This window comes from Streptomyces sp. NBC_00086, from assembly GCF_026343255.1.
GTDB lineage: Bacteria > Actinomycetota > Actinomycetes > Streptomycetales > Streptomycetaceae > Streptomyces.
Genome location: NZ_JAPELZ010000001.1, coordinates 451,968 through 473,557, shown reverse-complemented (window position 1 = coordinate 473,557; position 21,590 = coordinate 451,968). Strand labels below are relative to the sequence as shown.

At 72.7% G+C, this 21,590-nt stretch carries 15 protein-coding genes; 8 read left to right on the top strand and 7 right to left on the bottom strand.

Going from position 1 to position 21,590, the window contains the following annotated elements; genetic code table 11:
- The first annotated feature begins 63 nt into the window (after nt 1–63).
- Entirely contained in the window at nt 64–1,011 is a 948-nt protein-coding gene (locus OG276_RS02060; protein ID WP_266902082.1) for an aldo/keto reductase, read from the top strand.
- 14 nt (nt 1,012–1,025) lie between these two features.
- Here OG276_RS02060 and OG276_RS02055 read toward each other — a convergent pair whose 3' ends face one another.
- The 3 genes from OG276_RS02055 to OG276_RS02045 all read right to left on the bottom strand — a co-directional run bounded on the left by OG276_RS02055 (nt 1,026) and on the right by OG276_RS02045 (nt 5,833).
- Nucleotides 1,026–1,979 carry a carbonic anhydrase gene (locus OG276_RS02055; RefSeq protein WP_266902080.1) on the bottom strand — a complete coding sequence of 318 codons (954 nt, stop codon included), beginning with the start codon at nt 1,977–1,979 and terminating at the stop codon, nt 1,026–1,028.
- 186 nt (nt 1,980–2,165) lie between these two features.
- Nucleotides 2,166–3,110 carry an ABC transporter permease gene (locus tag OG276_RS02050; RefSeq protein WP_266902078.1) on the bottom strand — a complete coding sequence of 315 codons (945 nt, stop codon included), beginning with the start codon at nt 3,108–3,110 and terminating at the stop codon, nt 2,166–2,168.
- On the bottom strand, nt 3,107–5,833 hold the full coding sequence (locus OG276_RS02045) for an alpha/beta fold hydrolase (protein WP_266902076.1): 2,727 nt from the start codon (nt 5,831–5,833) through the stop codon (nt 3,107–3,109). The genes OG276_RS02050 and OG276_RS02045 overlap by 4 nt, the downstream gene beginning before the upstream one ends.
- 609 nt (nt 5,834–6,442) lie before the next feature.
- On the opposite strand from OG276_RS02045, the gene OG276_RS02040 reads away from it, so the two are divergent.
- The 5 genes from OG276_RS02040 (at nt 6,443) to OG276_RS02020 (ending at nt 10,486) form a co-directional block, all read left to right on the top strand.
- Nucleotides 6,443–7,993: an ATP-dependent DNA ligase gene (locus OG276_RS02040; RefSeq protein ID WP_266902074.1), complete on the top strand. Its 1,551-nt coding sequence runs from the start codon at nt 6,443–6,445 to the stop codon at nt 7,991–7,993.
- A gap of 61 nt (nt 7,994–8,054) precedes the next feature.
- Entirely contained in the window at nt 8,055–8,690 is a 636-nt protein-coding gene (locus OG276_RS02035; protein ID WP_266902072.1) for a helix-turn-helix domain-containing protein, read from the top strand.
- Between the two features lie 17 nt (nt 8,691–8,707).
- Entirely contained in the window at nt 8,708–8,863 is a 156-nt protein-coding gene (locus tag OG276_RS02030; RefSeq protein ID WP_266902070.1) for a DUF6126 family protein, read from the top strand.
- Nucleotides 8,864–8,927: 64 nt separating this feature from the next.
- The gene (locus tag OG276_RS02025; protein ID WP_250738009.1) at nt 8,928–10,010 is read left to right on the top strand and encodes a dihydrodipicolinate reductase; all 1,083 of its coding nucleotides are present in this window, start codon (nt 8,928–8,930) and stop codon (nt 10,008–10,010) included.
- Nucleotides 10,007–10,486 (top strand): carboxymuconolactone decarboxylase family protein, encoded by a 480-nt coding sequence (locus OG276_RS02020; protein ID WP_266902064.1) that lies wholly within the window; start codon nt 10,007–10,009, stop codon nt 10,484–10,486. The genes OG276_RS02025 and OG276_RS02020 overlap by 4 nt, the downstream gene beginning before the upstream one ends.
- Nucleotides 10,487–10,568: 82 nt before the next feature.
- Here the strand turns inward: OG276_RS02020 and OG276_RS02015 are convergent, their stop codons facing one another.
- A complete protein-coding gene (locus OG276_RS02015; RefSeq protein ID WP_266902062.1) occupies nt 10,569–12,224 on the bottom strand; it encodes a GMC oxidoreductase in 1,656 nt (551 codons plus the stop codon).
- Between the two features lie 449 nt (nt 12,225–12,673).
- The gene (locus tag OG276_RS02010; RefSeq protein ID WP_266902060.1) at nt 12,674–13,318 is read right to left on the bottom strand and encodes a DUF6629 family protein; all 645 of its coding nucleotides are present in this window, start codon (nt 13,316–13,318) and stop codon (nt 12,674–12,676) included.
- A 137-nt stretch (nt 13,319–13,455) separates the two neighbouring features.
- Between OG276_RS02010 and OG276_RS02005 the strand changes: the two genes are divergently transcribed.
- Entirely contained in the window at nt 13,456–15,483 is a 2,028-nt protein-coding gene (locus OG276_RS02005) for a glycosyl hydrolase family 28-related protein (RefSeq protein WP_266902058.1), read from the top strand.
- A gap of 22 nt (nt 15,484–15,505) precedes the next feature.
- Here the strand turns inward: OG276_RS02005 and OG276_RS02000 are convergent, their stop codons facing one another.
- On the bottom strand, nt 15,506–16,993 hold the full coding sequence (locus OG276_RS02000; RefSeq protein WP_266902056.1) for an MFS transporter: 1,488 nt from the start codon (nt 16,991–16,993) through the stop codon (nt 15,506–15,508).
- A 161-nt stretch (nt 16,994–17,154) separates the two neighbouring features.
- On the opposite strand from OG276_RS02000, the gene OG276_RS01995 reads away from it, so the two are divergent.
- Nucleotides 17,155–20,739 (top strand): S8 family serine peptidase, encoded by a 3,585-nt coding sequence (locus OG276_RS01995; protein WP_266902054.1) that lies wholly within the window; start codon nt 17,155–17,157, stop codon nt 20,737–20,739.
- A gap of 67 nt (nt 20,740–20,806) precedes the next feature.
- Here the strand turns inward: OG276_RS01995 and OG276_RS01990 are convergent, their stop codons facing one another.
- On the bottom strand, nt 20,807–21,538 hold the full coding sequence (locus OG276_RS01990; RefSeq protein WP_266902052.1) for an ATP-grasp domain-containing protein: 732 nt from the start codon (nt 21,536–21,538) through the stop codon (nt 20,807–20,809).
- Nucleotides 21,539–21,590 lie beyond the last annotated feature (52 nt).

Here is a 21,590-nt window from a genome sequence, read left to right as displayed (position 1 = left end):
GTGGCGATCTACACTGCCGTCCTGTCGACCATGTGCCGGACGAGTGCGGAGGAACGAAAAGACATGCGCCATCTCCCCCTGGGCAGTTCAGGTCTTCAGGTCTCGGCGATCGGGCTGGGCTGCAACAACTTCGGCGGCCGCCTCGACGCCCGGGCCACCCGCACCGTCGTCGACGCCGCTCTCGACGCGGGCATCACCCTGCTCGACACCGCAGACATCTACGGGGGCGCCGGGGGCTCCGAAACCCACCTCGGCGAGGCCCTCAAGGGCCGCCGGGACCAGGTCGTCCTCGCCACCAAGTTCGGCTACGACGGCGTGGACATGGGCTACGGACCCGCCGCCGGCTCCCGCGCCGGCCGCGCCTACATCCGGCGCGCCGTCGAAGCGTCCCTGACCCGCCTGCAGACCGACCACATCGACCTCTACCAACTCCACAGCCCCGACCCGGCCGTTCCCGTGGCCGAGACCCTCGCCGCGCTCACCGAACTCGTCACCGAGGGCAAGATCCGCTACATCGGCCACTCCAACTTCAGCGGCTGGCAGCTCGCCGAAGCCGCCCACGTGGCCCGCGAAACCGGCGCGGCACCCTTCGTATCGGCCCAGAACGAATGGTCGCTGCTCCAGCGGTCGGCGGAGCGCGAGCTCGTCCCGGCCGCCCTGCACTACGGAGTCGGGGTCCTTCCCTACTTTCCGCTGGCCAATGGGCTCTTGACCGGAAAGATCCGCCGCGGCGCCCCCGTCCCCGCGGGCTCCCGCCTCGAAGGCCGCGACGCCTACCTCACCGACGAGCGCCTCGACATCGTGGAAGCCCTGGCGGCGCTCGCCGACAAGCACGGGCGCACCGTGCTGGAACTCGCCATCGGCTGGCTCTCCGCCCAGCCCGGCTGCGCCTCCGTCATCGCGGGCGCCACCTCCGCCGAGCAGGTACGGGCCAACGCGGCCGTCGCCGACCGGCCGCTCGACGCCGAACTCCTGGCGGAGGTCGACGCCGTAGCGGGGGCCGTCGGCTGACCGCAGTCCCGCCCTCAGGAGGCGTCGGGCGACGGACTGCCGAAATCGGACTCCGACGGGGACGCGGAGACGGACGCGGAGACGGACGCGGAGGCGGACGCCGAGGACGATGCCGACTCCGACGGGCTCGGCGAGACGCTCCCGGAGGCACTGGCTGACGCGCTGGCCGACGCGCTGGCCGACGTACTGGCCGACGTACTGGCCGACGTACTGGCCGACGGGCTGGCGGAAGCGCCGCCCGTCGGCGCCCCCGTCAGCACCTCCACCTGACCGGTGTCCAGCGAGTAGTAGGCGCCGACCACGGCCAGCGAGCCCTTCTCCACCAGGGGTGCCAGATCCGCGTTGGCCCGCAGCTCGTCCGCCGTCACCTTGATCTGATTGCGGATCATCGTGTCGACCGGGTCGGAGCCGGGATCCTTGACCGTCAGCTCGTACGCCGGCACCAGCGCCTTCTCGATCGCCCGCAGGTTGCCGGGCAGCGGCTTGCCGTCCCGCAAGGCCTTGTACGAAGCGTCGATGGCCCCGCAGCGCTGGTGCCCGAGGACCAGGATCAGCGGGGTGCCCGCCGTCATCGGCCCGAACTCCACCGACCCGGTCACCACCGGGCCGACCGCCTGCCCGCCCGTGCGCAGCACGAACAGGTCGCCGAGCCCGGTGTCGAAGAGCAGCTCCGGCGGCACCCGGGAGTCGATGCACGCCAGGATCACGCCGTACGGATCCTGCGCCTGCGCCACCAGCTCGCGGCGGTCCGGATCCCGGTCGGGGTGGTTGAGACTGCCGCTCACCCAGCGCTTGTTGCCCTCCAGCAGGCGGCTGTACGCGCCCTCGGGGGTGCTGGGCCGAGGCTCCGGCGCGGCCGTCGTCCGCTTCGGGGAGCTCTTCGCCGAGCACCCGGTGAGCAGGGCCGCGGCGGCCGTGAGGCCGCCCGTCAGCACGAACCTGCGAGGCGGAAGTCCTGCTCTGTCCATCGGTCGTACCCCTCGGTGCCGTTCGGACGCGTCCGTACGTCCTGACCGAGGCGATTCTTGGGGGGTACGGGCCGCCGGGGCGGCAGGCACACGCGGGTCCGCCCGGGTTGGCCCCCGACGGCCGAACGGGGCCGTGCGTCATCGCACGGCCCCGCGGGCCGGATCCCGGGCTTCAGCCACCGGTCCTCAGGACACGATGTCCTTGCGGGAGAACCCGCGGAACGCGAGGGCGAACAGCACCACCGCGTACGACACCGACACCACCGTCCCCTTGATCATCCCGCCCCATTCGAGCTGCGGCTGCAAGGCGTCGGCCCAGGCGAACTGCCAGTGCGCCGGCAGGAACTCCCGCCAGGACCCCAGCGCCGTCACGGCGTCGAGCACGTTGCCGACGATCGTCAGCCCGACCGCCCCGCCCACCGCGCCCAGCGGCGCGTCCGTGCGCGTCGACAGCCAGAACGCCAGACCGGCCGTGACCAACTGCGATACGAAGACGAACGCCACGGCGATGGCGAGCCGCCCGATCGTGTCCCCGGCCGGCAGCGAACCACCCGCGGGGAGTTCCAGCGGCCCCCACCCGTAGGCGGCCGTACCCGCCGCGAGCGCCACCAGCGGCAGCAGGACCATCGCGGCCAGGCTGAACCCGAGGGCCACCACCAGCTTGCTCCACAGCAGCCGGGCCCGGGGCACGGGCGAGGCCAGCAGGTAGCGCAGCGAGGACCAGCTGGCCTCCGAGGCCACCGTGTCCCCGCAGAACAGCGCCACCGGCACCACCAGCAGGAACCCGGCGGACACGAACAGGCAGGTGGCCGCGAAGTTCGCGCCCGAGGCCGTCGCCGTGTCGATGAGGGTGATCCGGCCGTCGTTTCCACCGCGGCTGCCGGGGCCGCCGCCGACCGCGAACGCGATCATCAGGATGAAGGGCAGGGCGGCCAGGATCCCGCCCATCACCAGCGTCCGCCGCCGGCGCCACTGCCGCAGCGCTTCCACGCGCAGCGGCAGCGTCCGGCCGGCCCGGTAGCCGTGGGCGACCTCGCGGCCGATGCCGTCCGGCGTCACGTCGCCGTTCGCGGGCGAGTCCGCGTTCCCCGCCCCGTTCCCGTTCGCGTCCACATCCGTCACGGTGTTCATGCCGCGCCTCCGATCAGGGTGAGGAACGCGTCTTCCAGCCGCCGGTGCGGTCCCACTCCGGACACCGGCACCTCCAGCCGTACGAGTTCGGCGATCAGCTCGGCGGCGCTCGCGCCGTCCAGCCGTACGAGCAGACCGTCCTCGGCGCTCGCCACGGACTCCACTCCCTCCAGGGCGGCGATCTTCCCGACGACCGCCTCGTCCACCGGCTGCGCCAGCGACACCAGCAGGACGTCCCCGCCGCCGGTGATCTCGGCGACCTCGCCCGCCTGGACGAGCCGGCCGCGGTCCATGACCACCAGGTGCGTGCAGGACTGCTCGACCTCCGACAGCAGGTGGCTGGAGACGATGACCGTCCGCCCGCCGGCCGCGTACCGGATCATCACGTCGCGCATCTCGCGGATCTGCGGCGGGTCCAGACCGTTGGTCGGCTCGTCGAGGATCAGCAGGTCCGGCATGCCGAGCATGGCCTGGGCGATCGCGAGGCGCTGGCGCATGCCCTGCGAGTACGTGCGGACCGCCCGCTCCAGGGCGTCGCCGAGCCCGGCGATCTCCAGGGCCTCCTCCATGTGGGAGTCCGCGGCGGGGCGGCCCGTGGCCTGCCAGTACAGCTCCAGGTTGGCGCGCCCCGTCAGGTGCGGCAGGAAACCGGCACCCTCCACGAAGGCGCCGACCCGTGAGAGCACGGGCGCGCCGGCCCGTACCTGGTGCCCGAAGACCCGGATCTCCCCGGCATCCGGAGTGATCAGGCCCATCAGCATCCGCAGGGTCGTGGTCTTGCCCGCACCGTTGGGTCCGAGCAGGCCGAGCACCTGGCCCTTCTCCACCCGGAAGGACAGGTCCCGTACGGCGTAGCGGTCCTGCGCCTTGGCGTACCGCTTGGTCAGCCCCGTGATCTCCAGTGGTACGTCGGCCAGCGCGGGGTCGGGCTGCGGTGCGCCCGCCCGGATCCCGCCCGGCCCCCGGCCGGTCCTGCGGATCCCCACCAGCCCCGCGGCCAGCAGCGCGGCCCCGAGCGGCATCCACCAGGTCCAGGCGGGCAGCCCGGAGGACGCCGTGCGCACCCCGCCCGCGACGGGCACGGCCAGAGGGCCCTGCGCCGAGACGGTGTAGGCCGCGGGCGCGGCCGGGGAGGCGTAGCCGAGGTCGGTGGCGGCGACGACGAGCCGTAGCCGGTGCCCGGCCTCGACGGCGTGGTCGATCGCGGGCAGCCGCAGCTCGACGGTCTTGTCCTGCCGGGCGTCCTCCACCCGCACCGGGGCCACCAGCTGACTGGGCAGCACCTGCTGGCGCCCGTCGGGGCCGACGTCGTACACCTTGCCGAACAGGACGGCCGAACCGTCCTCAGCTGTAGACCTCACCTTTAGGGTGATGGTCGGGGTCCCGGTGATCCGGGTTTCGGCGGTCAGAGGCTCCGAGTCGAACCGGGCGTTCTGCCCGGGGAAGTCCAGCGAGAGGCCGCCTCCGAGGGCGGCGAGCTGCCCGCCGATGCCCGGCAGCGCGGACAGCGCCGGCGGCGCCCCGCCCGCCGGGTTGGCGAAGGTCTGCTCCCGGCCGGTCAGGGCGAACTCGCGCGGCCCGGACAGCAGCCCTGGATAGGTGGAGCCGCTCGCTCCGCGCAGCGTGACCCGGCCGTCGGTGGAGTCGATGCCGCCGGAGCGCGAGACGCGGAAGGCGGGACCGGTGTCCACGGAGGCGTCGTCCTTGAGGTAGCGGTCGAACCAGGTCTGCACCCGGCCCTCGACGCGGTCCGCTTCGCGCATGCCCCCGTCGTGCCCGCCGGCCGCCCAGTCCACGGAGACGGGCGCGCCGTTGGCGGCGATCGCCCGGGCCATGGCATCGGCCTGGTCCAGCGGGAAGAGGGAGTCGTCCTGGCCCTGCGTGATCAGGGTCGGCACCTTGATCGCGCCGCCGACCGCCGAGGGACTGCGCCGCTCCAGCAGCGTGCGGGCCTCGGGGTCGGGCTTGCCGGCCACCGCGACCCGCTCGTACATGGCGCACAGCTCCGGCTGGAAGCGTCCGCAGCCGGGCGCGGCCGGGGCCGCCTGCGGGGCGGCGCCCTGGGCGGAGGCGCCGGGCTGCAGGCCGCCCGCGGAACCGGTGGTGAAGAAGAGGCCCGCCCACAGCTTCTTGAAGACGCCGTTCGGGAAGAGGGAGTCCGCGAGGTTCCAGTAGGTGATCGAGGGGGCGATGGCGTCCACGCGCGGGTCGTTGCCGGCCGCGAGCAGTGAGATCGCGCCGCCGTAGGAGCCGCCCGCGATTCCGACGCGCGGATCCCCGGCCGCGTCCAGGCGCACCCCGGGCCGGGCGGCGATCCAGTCGATCAGCCGGGAGACGTCCTTGACCTCGTACTCGGGATCGTTCAGCCCGATCTTCCCGCCGGAGCGGCCGAAGCCGCGCGCGGACCAGGTGAGCACGGCGTAACCGTCGCGGGCGAGGCGTTCGGCCTGCGGCCGCATGTCCTCCTTGCTGCCGCCGAAACCGTGGGCGAGGAGCACGGCGGGACGTTTCGCCGCACCGTCCCCCGTGGTGTCCCCACTGGTGAAGTACGAGATGTCGATCCCGGCGCCGGGCATGTCGAGGACCTTGTCCTCGCGGCGCACGGACGGGGCGTCGCCGGCCGCGGCGGTGGCCGTGAGGGTGCCCGCCCCCGCGACGACGGCGAGCGCGGCCGCGCCCGCGAGCAGGCGGGTTCGGCGGCGCCGGGGCAGTCGGAGCTTCATACGGGAACCCTAAGCGCCAGGCCGTCGGCGGCCGCGCTCCCGCAGGCTGAACTGCGGACGTCCTCAAGGACTACGCCGGGCGGTCGGCATACCGCGCCTGCGGTACGCGGCGGGCCGGAGCCGGTGCCGGTGCCGTGCCGGTGCGGTGGCCGGGACCGGGAGTCCGGGCCGGGGGCCGGGGGCCGGGACGGACCGGGGGGGTGGAAAGCCCGGCGGGGTCGGGCCGGGGGCGTTTCCTTCCCCACCCCGCCCCTTCCCGAAACTGGGGCTCCGCCCCAGACCCCGCGCCTCAAACGCCGGCGGGGCTGGATGAGCAGGGTTCCGCCCCGGACCCTGCGTCTCAAGCGCCGGCGGGGGTGGATGAGCGGGGCTGCGCCCCGGACCCTGCGCCTCAAGCGCCGGCGGGGGTGGATGAGCGGGGCTGCGCCCCGGATCCCGTGCCTCAAGCGCCGGCGGGGGTGGATGAGCGGGGCTGCGCCCCGGACCCTGCGTCTCAAGCGCCGGCGGGGGTGGATGAGCAGGGCTGCGCCCCGGACCCTGCGCCTCAAGCGACGGCGGGGCCGGCTGTGCCGGGCTGCGGTGCAGGCCGCGCGGCGGGAGGATGGCCGCATGTTGCTGGCCGAGGTTGCGCGTGTGTCCCGGGCGGTTGCCGAAACCTCCGGCAGGTCGGGGAAGACCGCTCTGCTCGCGGAGCTGTTCGCCGCCGCGCCCGCCGAGGAGGCCGCGCTGGTGGTGTCCTACCTCGCGGGCCGGTTGCCCCAGGGCCGCCCGGGGATCGGCTGGCGCGCGCTCGCCGGGGAGAGCGAACCCGCCGCCGAGCCGACCCTGACCGTGACCGCCGTCGACGAGGCCGTGACCCGGTTCGCCGCCGTGTCCGGGGCCGGCGCCCAGGCCGAGCGCCGCCGGATCCTGGACGGTCTGCTCGGCGCGGCCACCGAGGCCGAGCAGCGGTTCCTGCGCAGCCTGCTCGGCGGGGAGGTGCGCCAGGGTGCGCTCGATGCCGTGGCCCTGGAGGGGGTGGCCGCCGCGGCAGGGGTGCCCGCGGCGGCCCTCCGCCGGGCCGCCATGCTCGACGGCTCCCTGCCCCGGGTGGCGGCGGCCGTGCTCGCCGACGGGGCGGCGGCCCTGCGCGAGGTCACCCTGCGCGTGGGGCAGCCCGTACAGCCGATGCTGGCGAACACCGCCAAGTCGGTGGCCGAGGCCCTGGCCGCGCTCGGGCCGTGTGCGGTGGAGGAGAAGCTCGACGGGATCCGGGTGCAGGTCCACCGCGAGGGGGACGACGTACGGGTGTACACGCGCTCCCTCGACGAGATCACCGACCGGCTGCCGGAGGTGGCCGAACTGGCGCGGTCCTTTCCGGGGGACCGGTTCATCCTCGACGGGGAGGTCATCGGACGCTCTGCCGCGGACGGGCGGCCGGTGCCGTTCCAGGAGGTGGCGAGCCGGGTCGGCTCCCGCGCCGACGTCGAGGCCGCCCGGCGGACCCTCCCGGTCGTCCCCTACTTTTTCGACGTACTGGCGGCGGGCGACCGGGTGCTCCTCGACCTGCCGGTGCGCGAGCGGTACGCGGAGCTCACCGCCCTGGTGCCGGAGGAGTGGCGGGTCGGCCGGCTCGTGGTCGAGGACCCTGCGGGGCAGGCCGCCGAGGCGGAGGAGTTCTGGACGCGGACCCTGCGCCGGGGGCACGAGGGCGTGATGCTCAAGGCCCTCGACTCCACCTACGCGGCCGGCCGGCGCGGCAAACACTGGCTCAAGGTGAAACCGGTGCACACCCTGGACCTGGTGGTGCTCGCCGTGGAGCGGGGCCACGGCCGCCGCACCGGCCTCCTGTCCAACCTGCACCTGGGCGCCCGGACCGCCGACGGCGGCTACGCCATGCTCGGCAAGACCTTCAAGGGACTCACCGACGAGATGCTGCGCTGGCAGACCGAGCGGCTCGGCGAACTCGCGGTCGAGGACGACGGCCACACGGTCCGGGTGCGCCCCGAACTGGTGGTGGAGATCGCCTACGACGGCCTGCAGCGCTCCCCCCGCTACCCGGCCGGGGTCGCCCTGCGCTTCGCGCGCGTCCTGCGGCACCGCCCCGACAAGCGGGCCCAGGACGCGGACACCGTGGAGACAGTGCTCGGCGGGCCACCCGGACCCGACGACGCCGCGTAAGGGTTTTGCCTGAGAGGCAAGGCGGATTGCCAGGGAGGTAAGAGTCTGGCTCAATCGGGGCATGACAACCGGTCCTGCCCCCGGCCCCGCCGAAGCCGAGCTGCCCACCGTGGCCCCGCAGCTGCGCGATCTGCGCCGCCGGGCCGGACTCACCCTGGAGGCCGCCGCCGCCCGGGCCCGGCTCTCGCCGGCGCACCTGTCCCGACTGGAGACCGGCCGCCGCCAGCCCTCGCTGCCGCTGCTGCTCGGACTCGCCCGCACGTACGGCACGACGGTCTCGGAGCTGCTCGGGGAGACCCCGGCCGTCGCCGATCCCATCGTACGGGCAGGCGGTCCGGGCGCCCGCGAGGCGGACGGCTGGACGTACTGGCAGGCCGGCGGCTCCGGCCGCGGGATGCAGGCGCTGCGGGTGCACGTCCCGCACGGCCGCAGCCAGGGCGAGCTGGTCCGCGTACACCCCGGGGAGGAGTGGCTCTACGTGCTGCAGGGGCGGCTGCGGCTGCACCTGGGGGAGACCGAGTACCTGCTGGAGCCCGGGGACAGCGCCCACTTCGACTCGCTCACCGCGCACCGGATCGGCGCGGCCTCGGCCGCCGGGGCGGAGCTGCTGTTCGTCCACACCCTGCTGCAGAGCAGCCTCGCCGGCCTGTGCCTCGGCGGCGGCACCGGCACGGGCGCGACCACACACCACCGATAGGCGAGGAGCCGTACGCCATGCCCGATACGCAGGACACGCAGCACGCACCGCAAGCACAGCAGTCGAAGTTCCCGCGCGGTCTCATCATCCGGCTCATCGCCTACTTGTTCGTAGGCCATTTGTTCGCGTTCTTCGTTTACTTGCTGTTTGTCCTGGGTGCGCAAAACCAGTGACAGCGGGCCGGAATTTCCGTACACGGCTCTAGGAACCTACAGGTCCTGAAGCTACCCTCCGCGCATGATTTCCACGGTTGTCTGGGGTACCGGCAACGTCGGCCGTTTGGCCATCCGTGCCGTAGAGGCCCATCCGGCGCTGAAGTTGGCCGCCGTCATCGTCCACAATCCAGAAAAGGTCGGCCGCGACGCCGGTGAGCTCGGCGAACTCGACTACGAGACGGGCGTCGCCGCCACCGACGACATCGAGGCGGTCCTCGCGGCCCGCCCGCAGGCGGTCGTCTACGCGGCGTCCGGCGACATCCGCCCCGACGACGCGCTCGCCGACATCACCCGGGCCATCCGCTCCGGGGCCGTCGTCGTGAGCCCCGCCCTCTATCCGCTCTACGACTACCGCAGCGCCCCGCCGGAGTTCCTCGATCCGGTGACCGCCGCGGTCGCGGAGGGCGGCGGTTCGCTCTTCGCCTCCGGCGTCGACCCCGGATGGGGCAACGACGTGCTCCCGCTGCTGCTCAGCGGGCTCGGCACCCGGATCGACGTCATCCGCTGCCAGGAGATCTTCGACTACTCCACCTACGACCAGCCGGACTCCGTCCGCTACCTCATCGGCATGGGCCAGCCCATGGACTACGAGCCGATGATGCTCATGCCCTCCATCCCGACCATGGTGTGGGGCGGCCAGATACGGATGATGGCCCGGGCGCTGGGCGTCGAACTCGACGACATCCGCGAGACCGTGGAGCGCCGCGCCCTCGACACCACCGTCACCACGCGCACGATGGGGGAGTTCGAGGGAGGCACCCAGGGCGCCATCCGCTTCGAGGTGCAGGGGATCGTCGAGGGCGAACCCCGCATCGTCATCGAGCACGTCACCCGCATCCACGCCTCCTGCGCCCCCGACTGGCCGACCCCGCCCGACGGCGGTGACGGCGCCCACCGGGTGATCATCGAGGGCCGCCCGCACATCGAGGTCACCATCGAGGCCACCGACGAGGGAGAGAACCGCTCCGCCGGCGGCAACGCCACCGCGGTCGGACGCCTCGTAGGAGCCATCGACTGGCTGGTGGAAGCCGAACCGGGGCTCTACGACGCCCTGGACGTCCCCCTGCGCCCCGCCGTCGGCAAACTCGGAAGGAAACTGTCATGAAGATCGACATACCCGAAGGCCAGCACCCCATCGAGTACGTGTGGGGCGATCTGGTCCCCGGCATCGGAATGGCCGCCGCCAACTTCTCGCTGTCCGTCTACGCCCACACCACCCTGGGGCTGCGGGAGTTCGAAGCGGCACGGCTGCGCGTCGCGCAGATCAACGGCTGCATCTTCTGCCTGGACTGGCGCACCGACCGGGACGGGGAGAAGGTCGAGGACGAGTTCCCCGAGGCCGTCACCGAGTGGCGCACCACGAAGGCCTTCGACGAGCGCACCCGGCTCGCGGCGGAGTACGCGGAGCGGTACTGCCTGGACCACCACGGCCTGGACGAGGAGTTCTGGGAGCGGATGACGGCCCGCTACAGCCAGGTGGAGATCGTGGAGCTGACGATGAGCATCGGCTCCTGGCTGGCCTTCGGCCGGCTCAACCACGTGCTGGGCCTCGACAGCGTCTGCGTGCTGCCGGGCCACTGAGCGCGGAGCGCGTGCGGTGCGCACACGGGTCCGGGGCCGTCGGAGAATCCGACGGCCCCGGTCTTCGTGCGCTCCGCCGCCCCTAGAGGTCGGTGGCGATGATCTTCTCGATGTTGCGCTCGGCGAGCGCCGTGATGGTGACGAACGGGTTGACGCTGGTGTTGCCGGGGATCAGCGCGCCGTCGATGACGTACAGGCCGGTGTAGCCGTGCAGGCGGCCGTAGTTGTCGGTGGCCTTGTCCAGGACCGCCCCGCCGAGCGGGTGGTAGGTGAGGTGGTCGCCCCAGATCTTGTTGGTGCCGAAGAGGTCGGTCCGGTAGATCGTCCCCTCCTTCGAGTTGATCTTGTCGAAGATGGTCTTCGCCATGGCGATGGACGGCGCCTTCCAGGCCGTCTGCCAGTTCAGTTCGACCCCGCCCGTGGAGGCGTTGTACGTGAACTCCGCGCGGTTCGGGTTCTTCGTGATCGACAGGTAGAACGAGGCGTACGTCTCGATGCCGGTCGGCAGCGGCGCCACCTCGGCGAACGCGCCGCCCGCGTCCCAGTTGTCGATGCCGCCGCAGGGGATGGAAGCCTGCACCTTGCCGGTCGCGTCCCACATGTGGTTGGCGCGGCCGCACATGACGTTGCCGTTGTCGCCCCAGCCCTTGCCGATCTCGTTGTTCAGGTTGGGCAGGGCGCCGGTGGCCTTGAGCCGGACGAGCAGCTTGCTGGTGCCGACGCTGCCGGCCGCGAAGAACACCTTGTCCGCGACGACGGTCTTCGTGCCGACGGTGTCGCCCGTGGTGTTGATCTGGTCGATGACGACCGTGTACCCGCCGCCGGAGGCCGGGGAGACCGAGGTCACCTTGTGCAGGGGCGAGATGGTGACCTTGCCGGTGGCCTTGGCCTGGGCGATGTAGGTCTGCTGGAGGGACTTCTTGCCCGCGTTGTTGCCGTAGAGGATCTCTCCGGCGACGGCGGACTTGGGGACGGTCCCGGCCGCCTCCTGCTTCATGTAGTCCCAGTCGTACACGTCCGGGACGAAGACGAAGGGGAACCCGGCGCGCTGGGCGTGCTTGCGGCCGACGCGGGAGAACTGGTAGCAGTCGACGCTTTCGAACCAGGCCGGGTCGATCAGGCTGACCCCGAGGCCCGCGTTGGCGCGCGGGTAGTAGGTGTTGTACATCTCGTCCGCGTTCACCGTCGGCAGGACGGCGCCGAAGTTCGCGCGCTTCGGGGTGACCGCCATACCGCCGTTGACCAGCGAGCCGCCGCCGACGCCGCGGCCCTGGTAGACGATGATCCCGCCCATCTCCTCGGCGTCCAGGATGCCGGTGTAGCGCGGGACCGCCTTGTCGATGGGGAAGCCCAGGAAGTTGCTCAGCGGCGCCTTGGTCTTGGTGCGGAGCCAGTAGGCGCGGTAGTCCGGGGTGGTCGTGTTGCAGAAGATCTTGCCGTCCGAGCCGGGGGTGTCCCAGGCCATGCCCATTTCGATCATGTGGACGTCCACGCCGGCCTGGGCGAGCCGCAGGGCGGCGACGGAACCGCCGTATCCGGTACCGATCACGAGGGCCGGTACGTGCGCTCCGTTGTCGATGGGGCCGGCGGCGGCCGCGCCGGCCGTGGCGGCCTGGGCCTGAGACGGGGCGATCTGACCGGCAAGGGCCATTGCGCCCAGGATGGAACCCGTTCTACCGAGAAATCCTCGGCGCGAGACGCCGTTCTGGTTCGTTTTGTGCAGGCCTTTGTCGCTCATGTGAGCTTCCTCACTCTAGGCGGAATGAGAACGAGTTCTACTGCCGAGCGCTTGCGAAGTCACTAGATACGTCAAGGCATCTTTCGTCGGAGGCGGCCGCGCGAGGTGCCGATTCGGGCCCTGTGGAAGGGAGTTGAAGGTCCCATCGGACGCTGGGAACGACGACCCGCTGTGGATGGCCGGTGCTCCCGGAGTGACGGAAGCGCTCGGCGGAAGCGGCCCTCGGGTGAGGTGTGTACGACCGAATCCACCACGTCAGAAGTCGAACGCGTTACGAGAAGTCCCGCCGCCCCGAGGCGGCGGGACTCTCGCCCCACCCCGCCACTCCGCCGTGGCTGCATCCGGTGGGCTCCGAGGCTGAAAAGCGACAAACCGCAAGGTGGGCCCGTGGCCGGCGCCCGAATCTTTTTACCTTCGGCGGGTGCTCCTGTTCTGCGTCCGGGCCGGTGTTACAGGCTCTGCGCACCCCGCCGGGCGTCCGCGCGTACAGAAGGGGAACGCGCACGGCCGCCGGTCCAGACCAGGATCAGCGTCGAGGCGGCCGCGGCGAAGGAGCACCAGGTCGAAGCGAACTCCAGCCGCCACAGCGCGGCGCAGACGAGGGCCCCGGCCGTCATGAGGAGGCCGAGCAGGCGCAGGCGGCGGTCCCCCGAGAGGAGCAGGGCGCCGAGCGTGGCGAACAGATAGCCCGCCAGGGCCAGGGGCATCCAGGGGACGTCCACCCCGTACCCGAGGGTGTGGCCGCGGAGCTCGGCGCTCACCGGGCGGGTCGCCAGGCAGGAGGAGAGGTACGCGCCGGTGGCGGCCGGCCACCGCAGCCGGGGCCTGAGCTCGGGCTCTGCGGCGAGGAGCACCCCGAGCGGCACCCATACGGGCAGCAGCGGGAGGGCGATCACCGCCCAGGCGGTGGTGGCCGTGCCGCAGCCGCCCCCGGAGTTCCAGACGGCGGCTTCGATCAGCTGGTGCGCTCCCAGGATCAGCGGGAGCGCGGCGAGGGGGAGGTCCCGGGCGCGCCGGGTCCGCACCAGGCAGGCGATCCCGACGGCGCTGATGACCGTGCCCGCCGTCAGATCGGCCGTCGCGCTCCAGCACATGAGGCCCTCCCGATTCCACGGTAGGCCGCGGCGCGAGCGTCTGCCACACCACGGATCAGTGGAAAAACTCGACAGAAACAAGAAGATTCCTGCATGACCCTTGCCGTGTTTGCGTTTGCGGTCCTACTGTCCCGGCCATGCCCCCAAGAAGAGCCGCGAGCCCCGCCGCGAGCAGAAGAGCCGTCCCCGCACGTGCCGCCGCCGTCCTGGCGGCGATCACCGTGTCCGCCCTCGGCCTCGGCGCGCTGGGCGCGGGCCCGGCATCGGCCCGGCCCGCCGCGGACCCCGCGGCACCCACGGCCGTCACCCGGGCCGCCCTCGACCCCGCACTGGCCGAGGGCCGCGGCGCCCGGGTGGACTTCGCCGAGCAGGAGGCGGAGAACGCCGTCACCACGGGCGCGCTCATCGGCCCCGACCGCACCGCCTACTCGCTGCCCGCCGAAGCCTCCGGCCGCAAGGCGGTCCGACTGGTGCCGGGCCAGTACGTGGAGTTCACCCTGCCCGCGGCGGCCGACGCGGTCACCGTCCGCTACAGCCTCCCCGACGCCCCGGCCGGCGGCGGCATCACCGCCCCGCTCGACGTCACCGTGAACGGCAAGAACCGCCGCTCCATGACGCTGACCTCGCAGTACTCCTGGCTGTACAACCAGTACCCCTTCAGCAACGACCCGCAGGCAGACCTCCTGCACCCCGACTGGTGGATCACCGAGTGCGGCTGCGTCCCGGCGGCCACCACCCCGGCCCCGGTCATCGCCAAGCCGTTCCGCCCCACCCACATGTACGACGAGCAGCGCCTGCTCCTGGGCCGCACCTACCGGGCGGGCGACACGATCCGGCTCACGGTCCCGGCCGGGAGCCCCGCCGCCTGGACGGTCATCGACCTGCTCGACTCGCAGCGCGTCGGCGCCCCGCACGTGGAGGCGACCGCCGCCAACGCCCTCCTCTTCGGCGCCGACCCGACGGGCCGGCGGGACTCCGCCGACGCCATCGACCGGGCCATCGCCTTCGCCAAGCGCCACCGGCTCCCGGTCTACCTGCCGCCGGGCACCTACCAGGTCAACCGCCACATCATCGTGGACGGGGTCACCCTCACCGGCGCCGGCAGCTGGTACACCACCGTCAAGGGCAAGGGCGTCGGCTTCTACGGCAAGGAGGCCGCGGACGGCGGCAGTCGCGGCGTCCACCTCTCCCGCTTCGCCATCGAGGGCGACGTCCGCGAACGGGTGGACACCGACCAGGTCAACGGCGTCGGCGGCGCGATGAGCGACTCCACCATCGACTCCCTCTACATCCACCACACCAAGGTCGGCCTCTGGTTCGACGGCCCGATGAGCAACGTGAAGGTCACCCGCAACGTCATCACCGACCAGATCGCCGACGGCCTGAACTTCCACACCGGAGTCACCGACTCCCTCGTCCAGGACAACTTCGTCCGCAACACGGGCGACGACGGCCTCGCGATGTGGGCCGAGAAGACCACGAACGCCCGCAACACCTTCGACCACAACACCGTGCAGAGCCCCACCCTGGCCAACGGCATCGCCATCTACGGCGGCGCCGACACCACCGTCACCGCCAACCTCGTCGCCGACCCGGTCCGCGAGGGCAGCGCCCTGCACGTCGGTTCCCGCTTCGGAGCCGAACCCTTCACCGGCGGCCTGCGCCTCGACGGCAACACCACCGTCCGCGCCGGCACGTACGAACTGAACTGGAACATCGGGCTCGGCGCGATCTGGTTCTACGCCCTGGACCGCAGCATCGACCAGGCCGACATCCAGGTCACCGGCAACTCCTTCCTCGACAGCACCTACAACGCGATCATGCTGGTCAGCGACTGGCCGGTGAAGGACAAGGTCCGCATCGAGAACGTCCACTTCAAGGACATCCGGGTCGACGGCACCGGTACTTCGGTGGTCAGCGCCCGCGTGGCCGGCTCGGCGAGCTTCGAGAACGTCGACGCCCGGGGCGTCGGGGCCGTCGGCGTCAACAACTGCGGCTCCTTCAACTTCCCCGCCACCGGTTCGGAGTTCAGCCTCCTCGACCGCGGCGGCAACGACGGCGGCGGCACGACCGGCCCGTGGTTCGCGGGCTGGGAGCTGCCCAACACCATCACCTGCGACGACCGCCCGCCGGTCGTCACCCCGCCGGCGCCGAGCCCCTGGTAGGGGTGGGCCCGGCGGATGGAAGTCACCGCTCCGCCGCTCCCGGGGGTTCGAGCGGCGGAGCGGTCACCGCGCAGTTCGTGCGGCACTGCGGGTGACACGCCCCGGGCGCGGGGGAGCGTACGGTCGCCCAGGCCACGGCGGCTCCGGCCACCAGGATCCCCGCGCACCAGAGCATCGCCCGCCCGAAGGCCGCGTCGAAGGCCCCGGCCGAGAGGTACGCGTCCGGTCCCATGCCGGCCAGCAGCGGCAGCGCGGCCACCGCGAGGAGCCCGGCGGCGCGCGCGGCCGCGTTGTTGATGCCGCTGGCCAGGCCCGCCCGCCCGGGGTCCACCGAGGACAGGACGGTGGCCGTCAGCGGAGCCACCAGGGCCGCCATGCCCAGGCCCATCACGAGCAGCGCCGGCAGCACGTCCCGCACGTACGGGGCCCCGGGGCCCACCCGCAGCATCAGCAGCATCCCCGCCGCGCACAGCAGCGGCCCCAAGGTGAGCGGGATCCGCGGCCCGATCCGCTCCCCGAGCTGCGCGGAGCGGGCCGACAGCAGCAGCATCAGGGCCGTGGTGGGCAGCAGGGCGGCCCCGGCTCCGAGGGCGGAGTACCCGGACACCACCTGGAGCTGGAGCACCACGAGGAAGAAGAAGCCGCCGAAGGCCGCGTACACGCACAGGGTGACCAGGTTGACGGCGGTGAACAGGCGCGAGGAGAAGATGTCCGGAGGCACCATCGGGTCGGCCCGCCGCCGCTCGACCACCACGAAGGCCCCGGCCAGCAGCACGCCTCCCACGGCGGCCCCCACCACGGGCGCGGCGCCCGACCGGGCCTCGATGAGCGCATAGGTCAGCAGCGCCAGCGAGGCCGCGCCGAGGACGGCCCCGGCCACGTCGAACCGCCCGTGCGCCGCCGGATCCCGCGACTCCGGTACGTGCCGCAGCGCGACCGGGACACAGAGCGCGGCCACCGGCACGTTCAGCAGGAACACCCAGCGCCAGCCCGGCCCGTCCACCAGCCAGCCGCCCAGGAACGGACCCACGGCCGCGCCCACCCCGCCGAAACCCGACCACAGGCCCACCGCGCGGGCCCGGTCGCCGGGATGGATCGAGCCCTGGATCAGCGCGAGGGAACCGGGCGTCAGCAGCGCCCCGCCGATGCCCTGCAGGGCGCGGGCGGCGATGAGCACCCCGGCGTTCGGCGCGATCCCGCACAGCAGGGAGCCGACCGCGAACCACACCACCCCGAGCACGAAGATCCGGCGCCGCCCGAACCGGTCCCCGAGCGCCCCGCCGACCAGGATCAGGCCCGCGAGGGTCAGCAGGTAGGCGTTGACCGTCCACTGGAGCACCGCCAGATCGGCGCCGAGATCCCGCCCGATGGCGGGCAGGGCCACGTTGACCACGGTCGAGTCCAGCAGCGCCATGGCGGACCCGAGCACGGTGGTCAGTACGATCCACCGGCCCTGCGCGGTACCGAGCCGCACCCCGGGGGAGGGCGGCGGGGATGCGGGATCGGTCATCCCCCCAGGCTGGCCCGCCCGGCCGGGAACAGCCACCCGGCGGAGGCGGTCGGCTCATTAGGCACTCTTGTACGGAGCATGACATCACCCGCACCATGGCCCGCGCACGTCACGCACACCCTTTCCGCACGACCTGCACACGGCGTACGAGGAGACCACACGTGGCACGAAGCGACACCCGACGAGCCTCCCGCTCACGATTACGACCCCTGCGCACAGGGCTCGCCGCCCTCACCGCGGCCCTGCTGCTGCCCCTCGGTGCGGGCGTGGCAGCCGCCGCGCCCGACCCCGGGCCCGCCCCGGGCGCGGCCGAGCGCAAGATCGAACCCGTTCTCCGCGCCCAGCTCGACGGCTCCGCGAAGGCCGTCTTCTGGGTCTATCTCGACAGCGCCGCCGACCTCACCTCCGCAGGCGGACAGCAGACCCGCACGGCGAAGGCGGAAACGGTCCTGCGGCTGAAGAAGGACCATGCCGCGCGCAGCCAGGCCGAGGTGATCAAGGCCCTGGACGGCGCGAAGGCCGAGTACACCTCGTACTGGATCGTGAACGCGGTCCGCGTCGTCGGCACCGAGAAGCTCGCAGGGGCCCTGGCCCAGCGCCCCGAGGTCTCCCGGATCGACGCCGACGACAAGGTCGACCTGCCGAAGCCGGCGGAGGGCAAGCGGGAGCAGGCCGCGGCCGACGCCGTCGAGTGGAACATCGACCGGATCAAGGCACCGCAGGTCTGGGACCAGCTCGGCGTGCGCGGCGAGGGCATCGTCGTCGCCAACATCGACAGCGGCGTCGACCACACGCACCCGGCCGTGGCCCATCAGTACCGCGGCAGGAGCGCCGACGGCAGCTACGACCACAACCACAACTGGTTCGACCCGGCCGGGGTCTGCCCCACCGCGGCTCCCTGCGACAACAACGACCACGGCACCCACACGATGGGCACCATGGTCGGCGACGACGGCGGCGCCAACAAGACCGGTGTCGCCCCGGGAGCGAAGTGGATCGCGGCCAAGGGCTGTGAGACCACCTCCTGCTCCGAGGGCTCCCTCCTCGCGGCCGGCCAGTGGATCGTCGCGCCGACCGACCTGAACGGCCAGAACCCGCGGCCCGACCTGGCCCCGCACATCGTCAACAACTCCTGGGGCGGCCCCGGCGGGGACACCTGGTACCAGGAGATCGTCGACACCTGGCGCGCGGCCGGCATCTTCCCTGCCTTCTCCAACGGCAACTCCGGCCCGGGCTGCACCACCAGCGGTTCGCCCGGCGACTACGCCGCCTCCTACAGCTCCGGCGCCTTCGACATCAACGGCGCGATCGCCTCGTTCTCCTCGCGCGGCGCGGGCCCCGGCGGAATCCTCAAGCCGAACATCGCGGCCCCCGGCGTGAACGTGCGCTCCTCCGTCCCCGGCGGCGCGTACGCGTCCTTCTCCGGCACCTCCATGGCCTCGCCGCACACGGCCGCGGCCGTGGCCCTGCTCTGGTCGGCGGCGCCCGCCCTCGAAGGCGACATCGCGCAGACCACGGCCCTGCTGGACGGCACCGCCCTGGACACCGACAGCAGCCAGTGCGGCGGCACCGCCGCCGACAACAACGTCTTCGGCGAAGGCAAGCTCGACGTCCTCGCCGCCGTCAACGCCGCCCCGCGCGGCGCGATCGGCGCCCTCGGCGGCACCGTGCGCTCCGGCGGGCAGCCCGTCGCCGGCGTGAAGGTCGTCGCCGACGGACCGATCGACCGTACGGCGACCACCGCGGCCGACGGTACGTACCGCTTCACCACCCTGTCCGTGGGCGACTACGCGCTGACCGCCTCGAAGTTCGGGTACGGGCAGCAGAGCGCCACCGTGTCGGTGACCGAGAACGCCACCGCCACGGGCGACATCGACCTGGTCCAGGCGGACTCCGGGAAGCTCACGGGCACCGTCTCCTCGGCCGCGGGCCCCGTGGCCGGCGCCGCGGTGACCGTCGCGGACACCCCGGTGACCGCGACCACCGATGCGCAGGGCCGCTTCGAGGTCACCCTGCCGCACGGCACGTACGACGTGAACGCCACCCACTCCTCCCGCTGCCTCACCGGCGGCACGGCCAAGGTCACCCTCGCCGGGGACACCACCGTCGCGGTGAACCTCCCCGAACGCACCGACACCTACGGCTACGCCTGCGCCACCTCGAGCGCCGGCCCGTACCAGCCGGGGGACCGGCAGCTCGCGCTGACCGGCGACAACACCACCGAGCGCGTCGACCTGCCCTTCCCGCTGCCGCTGTACGGCAAGACGTACGGGCAGGCCTGGATCGGCACGAACGGCACCGTCAGCTTCGGCGGCAACAACACCGGTGACATCAACGGGGACATCCCGAGCGCGGCCACGCCCAACGCGGCGCTGTACCCCTTCTGGGACGACCTGGTCGTCGGCGCCGCCGGCAGCGGGTCCGGGGTCTTCACGGCGGTCACCGGCACCGCGCCGCACCGGACCTACGTCATCGAGTGGCGCGAGGTGTCGCACTGGTCGGCGCAGTCCGACAAGTTCTCCTTCTCGGCGGCGATCGGCGAGGACGGCACCGTCCGGTACGCCTACAAGGGGACCGGCGGCACCGGCATCAAGGGCGGCTCCACCGCGACCATCGGCGTGGAGAACGCGACGGGCACCGACGCCTACCGGTACTCCTTCAACACGCCCGTGATCACGGACGGCCTGTCCGTCTCCTTCCGCACCACCAAGAGCGGCGTGGTGGCGGGCCGGGTGCTCGACGCGAACGACGGCAACGGCATCGCCGGAGCCACCGTGACCGTCGGCACGGGCGCCACCGCGGTCTCCGCCACCACGGCGGCCGACGGCGGGTACGTGGTCCAGAGCCCGTCGGGAGCGCGGGAACTCGCGCTGACCGCCGCCCAGTACGAGCCGGTGTCGGCGACCGTGGACGTCAAGGCGGCCGACGTCACGTCGGTCACCCGGTCCCTGCGCACCGGCAAGGTCACCCCGGCGAAGCCGGCCGTGGAGATCGTCCTGCCGCCCGGCCAGAAGCGGACGCGGACCCTCGACCTCACCAACCCCGGTCTCGGCACGGCCTTCACCATCGCCGAGGACGCGGCCTGGCTGACGGCGACCCCGGGCTCGGGCGACCTCCCGACGGGCGGCAAGGCCCCGCTCACCCTGGCGGTGGACACCACGGGCCTGACCCCGGGCACCGTCCTCACGGCCGACCTGAAGATCACCTCGGCCAGCGGCCGGACCCCGGTGCTCACCGTCCCCGTCAAGCTCGTCGTCCCGCGCTACCAGGTCGCCCTGGACGCCGGCGCCACGGGCGCGAGCACGGACTCGCTGGGCGACGGCTGGTCCCCGGACCGCAAGTACACGGCGGGCTCGTACGGCTACCAGGGCAGCAGCTCGGCCCAGTCCACCAGCCGTACGATCGCGGGCACGGCCGACCAGAAGCTCTTCCGCAACGCCCGTGAGGGCATGTACGAATACCGCTTCGACGCCGTCCCGAACGGCACCTACACCGTGGAACTGGGCTTCGCGGAGCTCTCTTCCACGAAGCCGAACAAGCGCGTCTTCGACGTACTGGCGGAGGGCACCCAGGTACTGCCCTCACTGGACGTCTCCCTGGAGGCGGGCACGTACACGGCCCTGACCCGCACCTATACGGTCACGGTCACCGACGGCACCCTGAACATCCGCTTCGTCACCCACACCGGCTTCGGCAAACCCCTGCTGAACTCCCTGCGCGTGACGGACCGCCCGGACAAGAGCTGACCCTGGCGGCAGCACAACGGGCGGGGCGCCTCCGGGCGCCCCGCCCTTCGCCGTCAGCCCCCGGTGGTCATCGGAGGAACTTCCGGTCGCGGTCGGCGAAGGAGCGGAGCGGGGCCGCCGCACGCAGGGCCACGTCCAGGGCCTGCCCCGGGTCGCAGGCGTACGTTCCGCTGGCCCACGCGGCATTGGCTTCGATCACCGACCAGCGCCCGTCGGTGACGCCGACGTCGACGACGATCGCGGACGGGAGGGTGGAGAAGGGCAGGCCGGCCGCGAAGGCGAGGGCGCCGGCCGAGGCCGGGCCGAGGCTGAGGCGGCCGTCCTCGGCGTAGCGGCTCGCGGTGTGCACGGCCCCGTCGAGCAGGAACACGCGATGCTCCGCCGTGAACCGGACCACGTCGCTGACCAGCACCTCCGTCCCCGGATCCACCGCGTCCGGCCCCGGCAGGCGGGAGCCGTCGGCGTAGACGAGTGCCGGGATGTTCTTGTCGTTCGGCGACTTCACGAAGACGGGCCGGCGCAGCCCGTACGCCTCGCGGATCGGCATCAGCAGGACCTCCCGCCCGGTGAACTCCCGGGGCAGCCGCGCCAGCCAGTCGGACGGAGCCTCGAGCAGGCCGATCCCGAGCCCGGGGGCCACGGCATCCGCGAACCGCGGCCCGGCATGCAGATGGTCGGCCCGCAGCCCGTCGGGCACGGCGAAGCCGTCCAGTTGTACGGTGGCCAGCCCGCGCGCGTGCGCCGCGTCCCGGAGCCGGGCGGCGGACGCGGTGACACGGGGCGGGAGCAGTAGGGGCATGCGGCGATCCTGCCGAATCCACGAGCCGCCGTCATCCGGGTTTCGGGGCCGC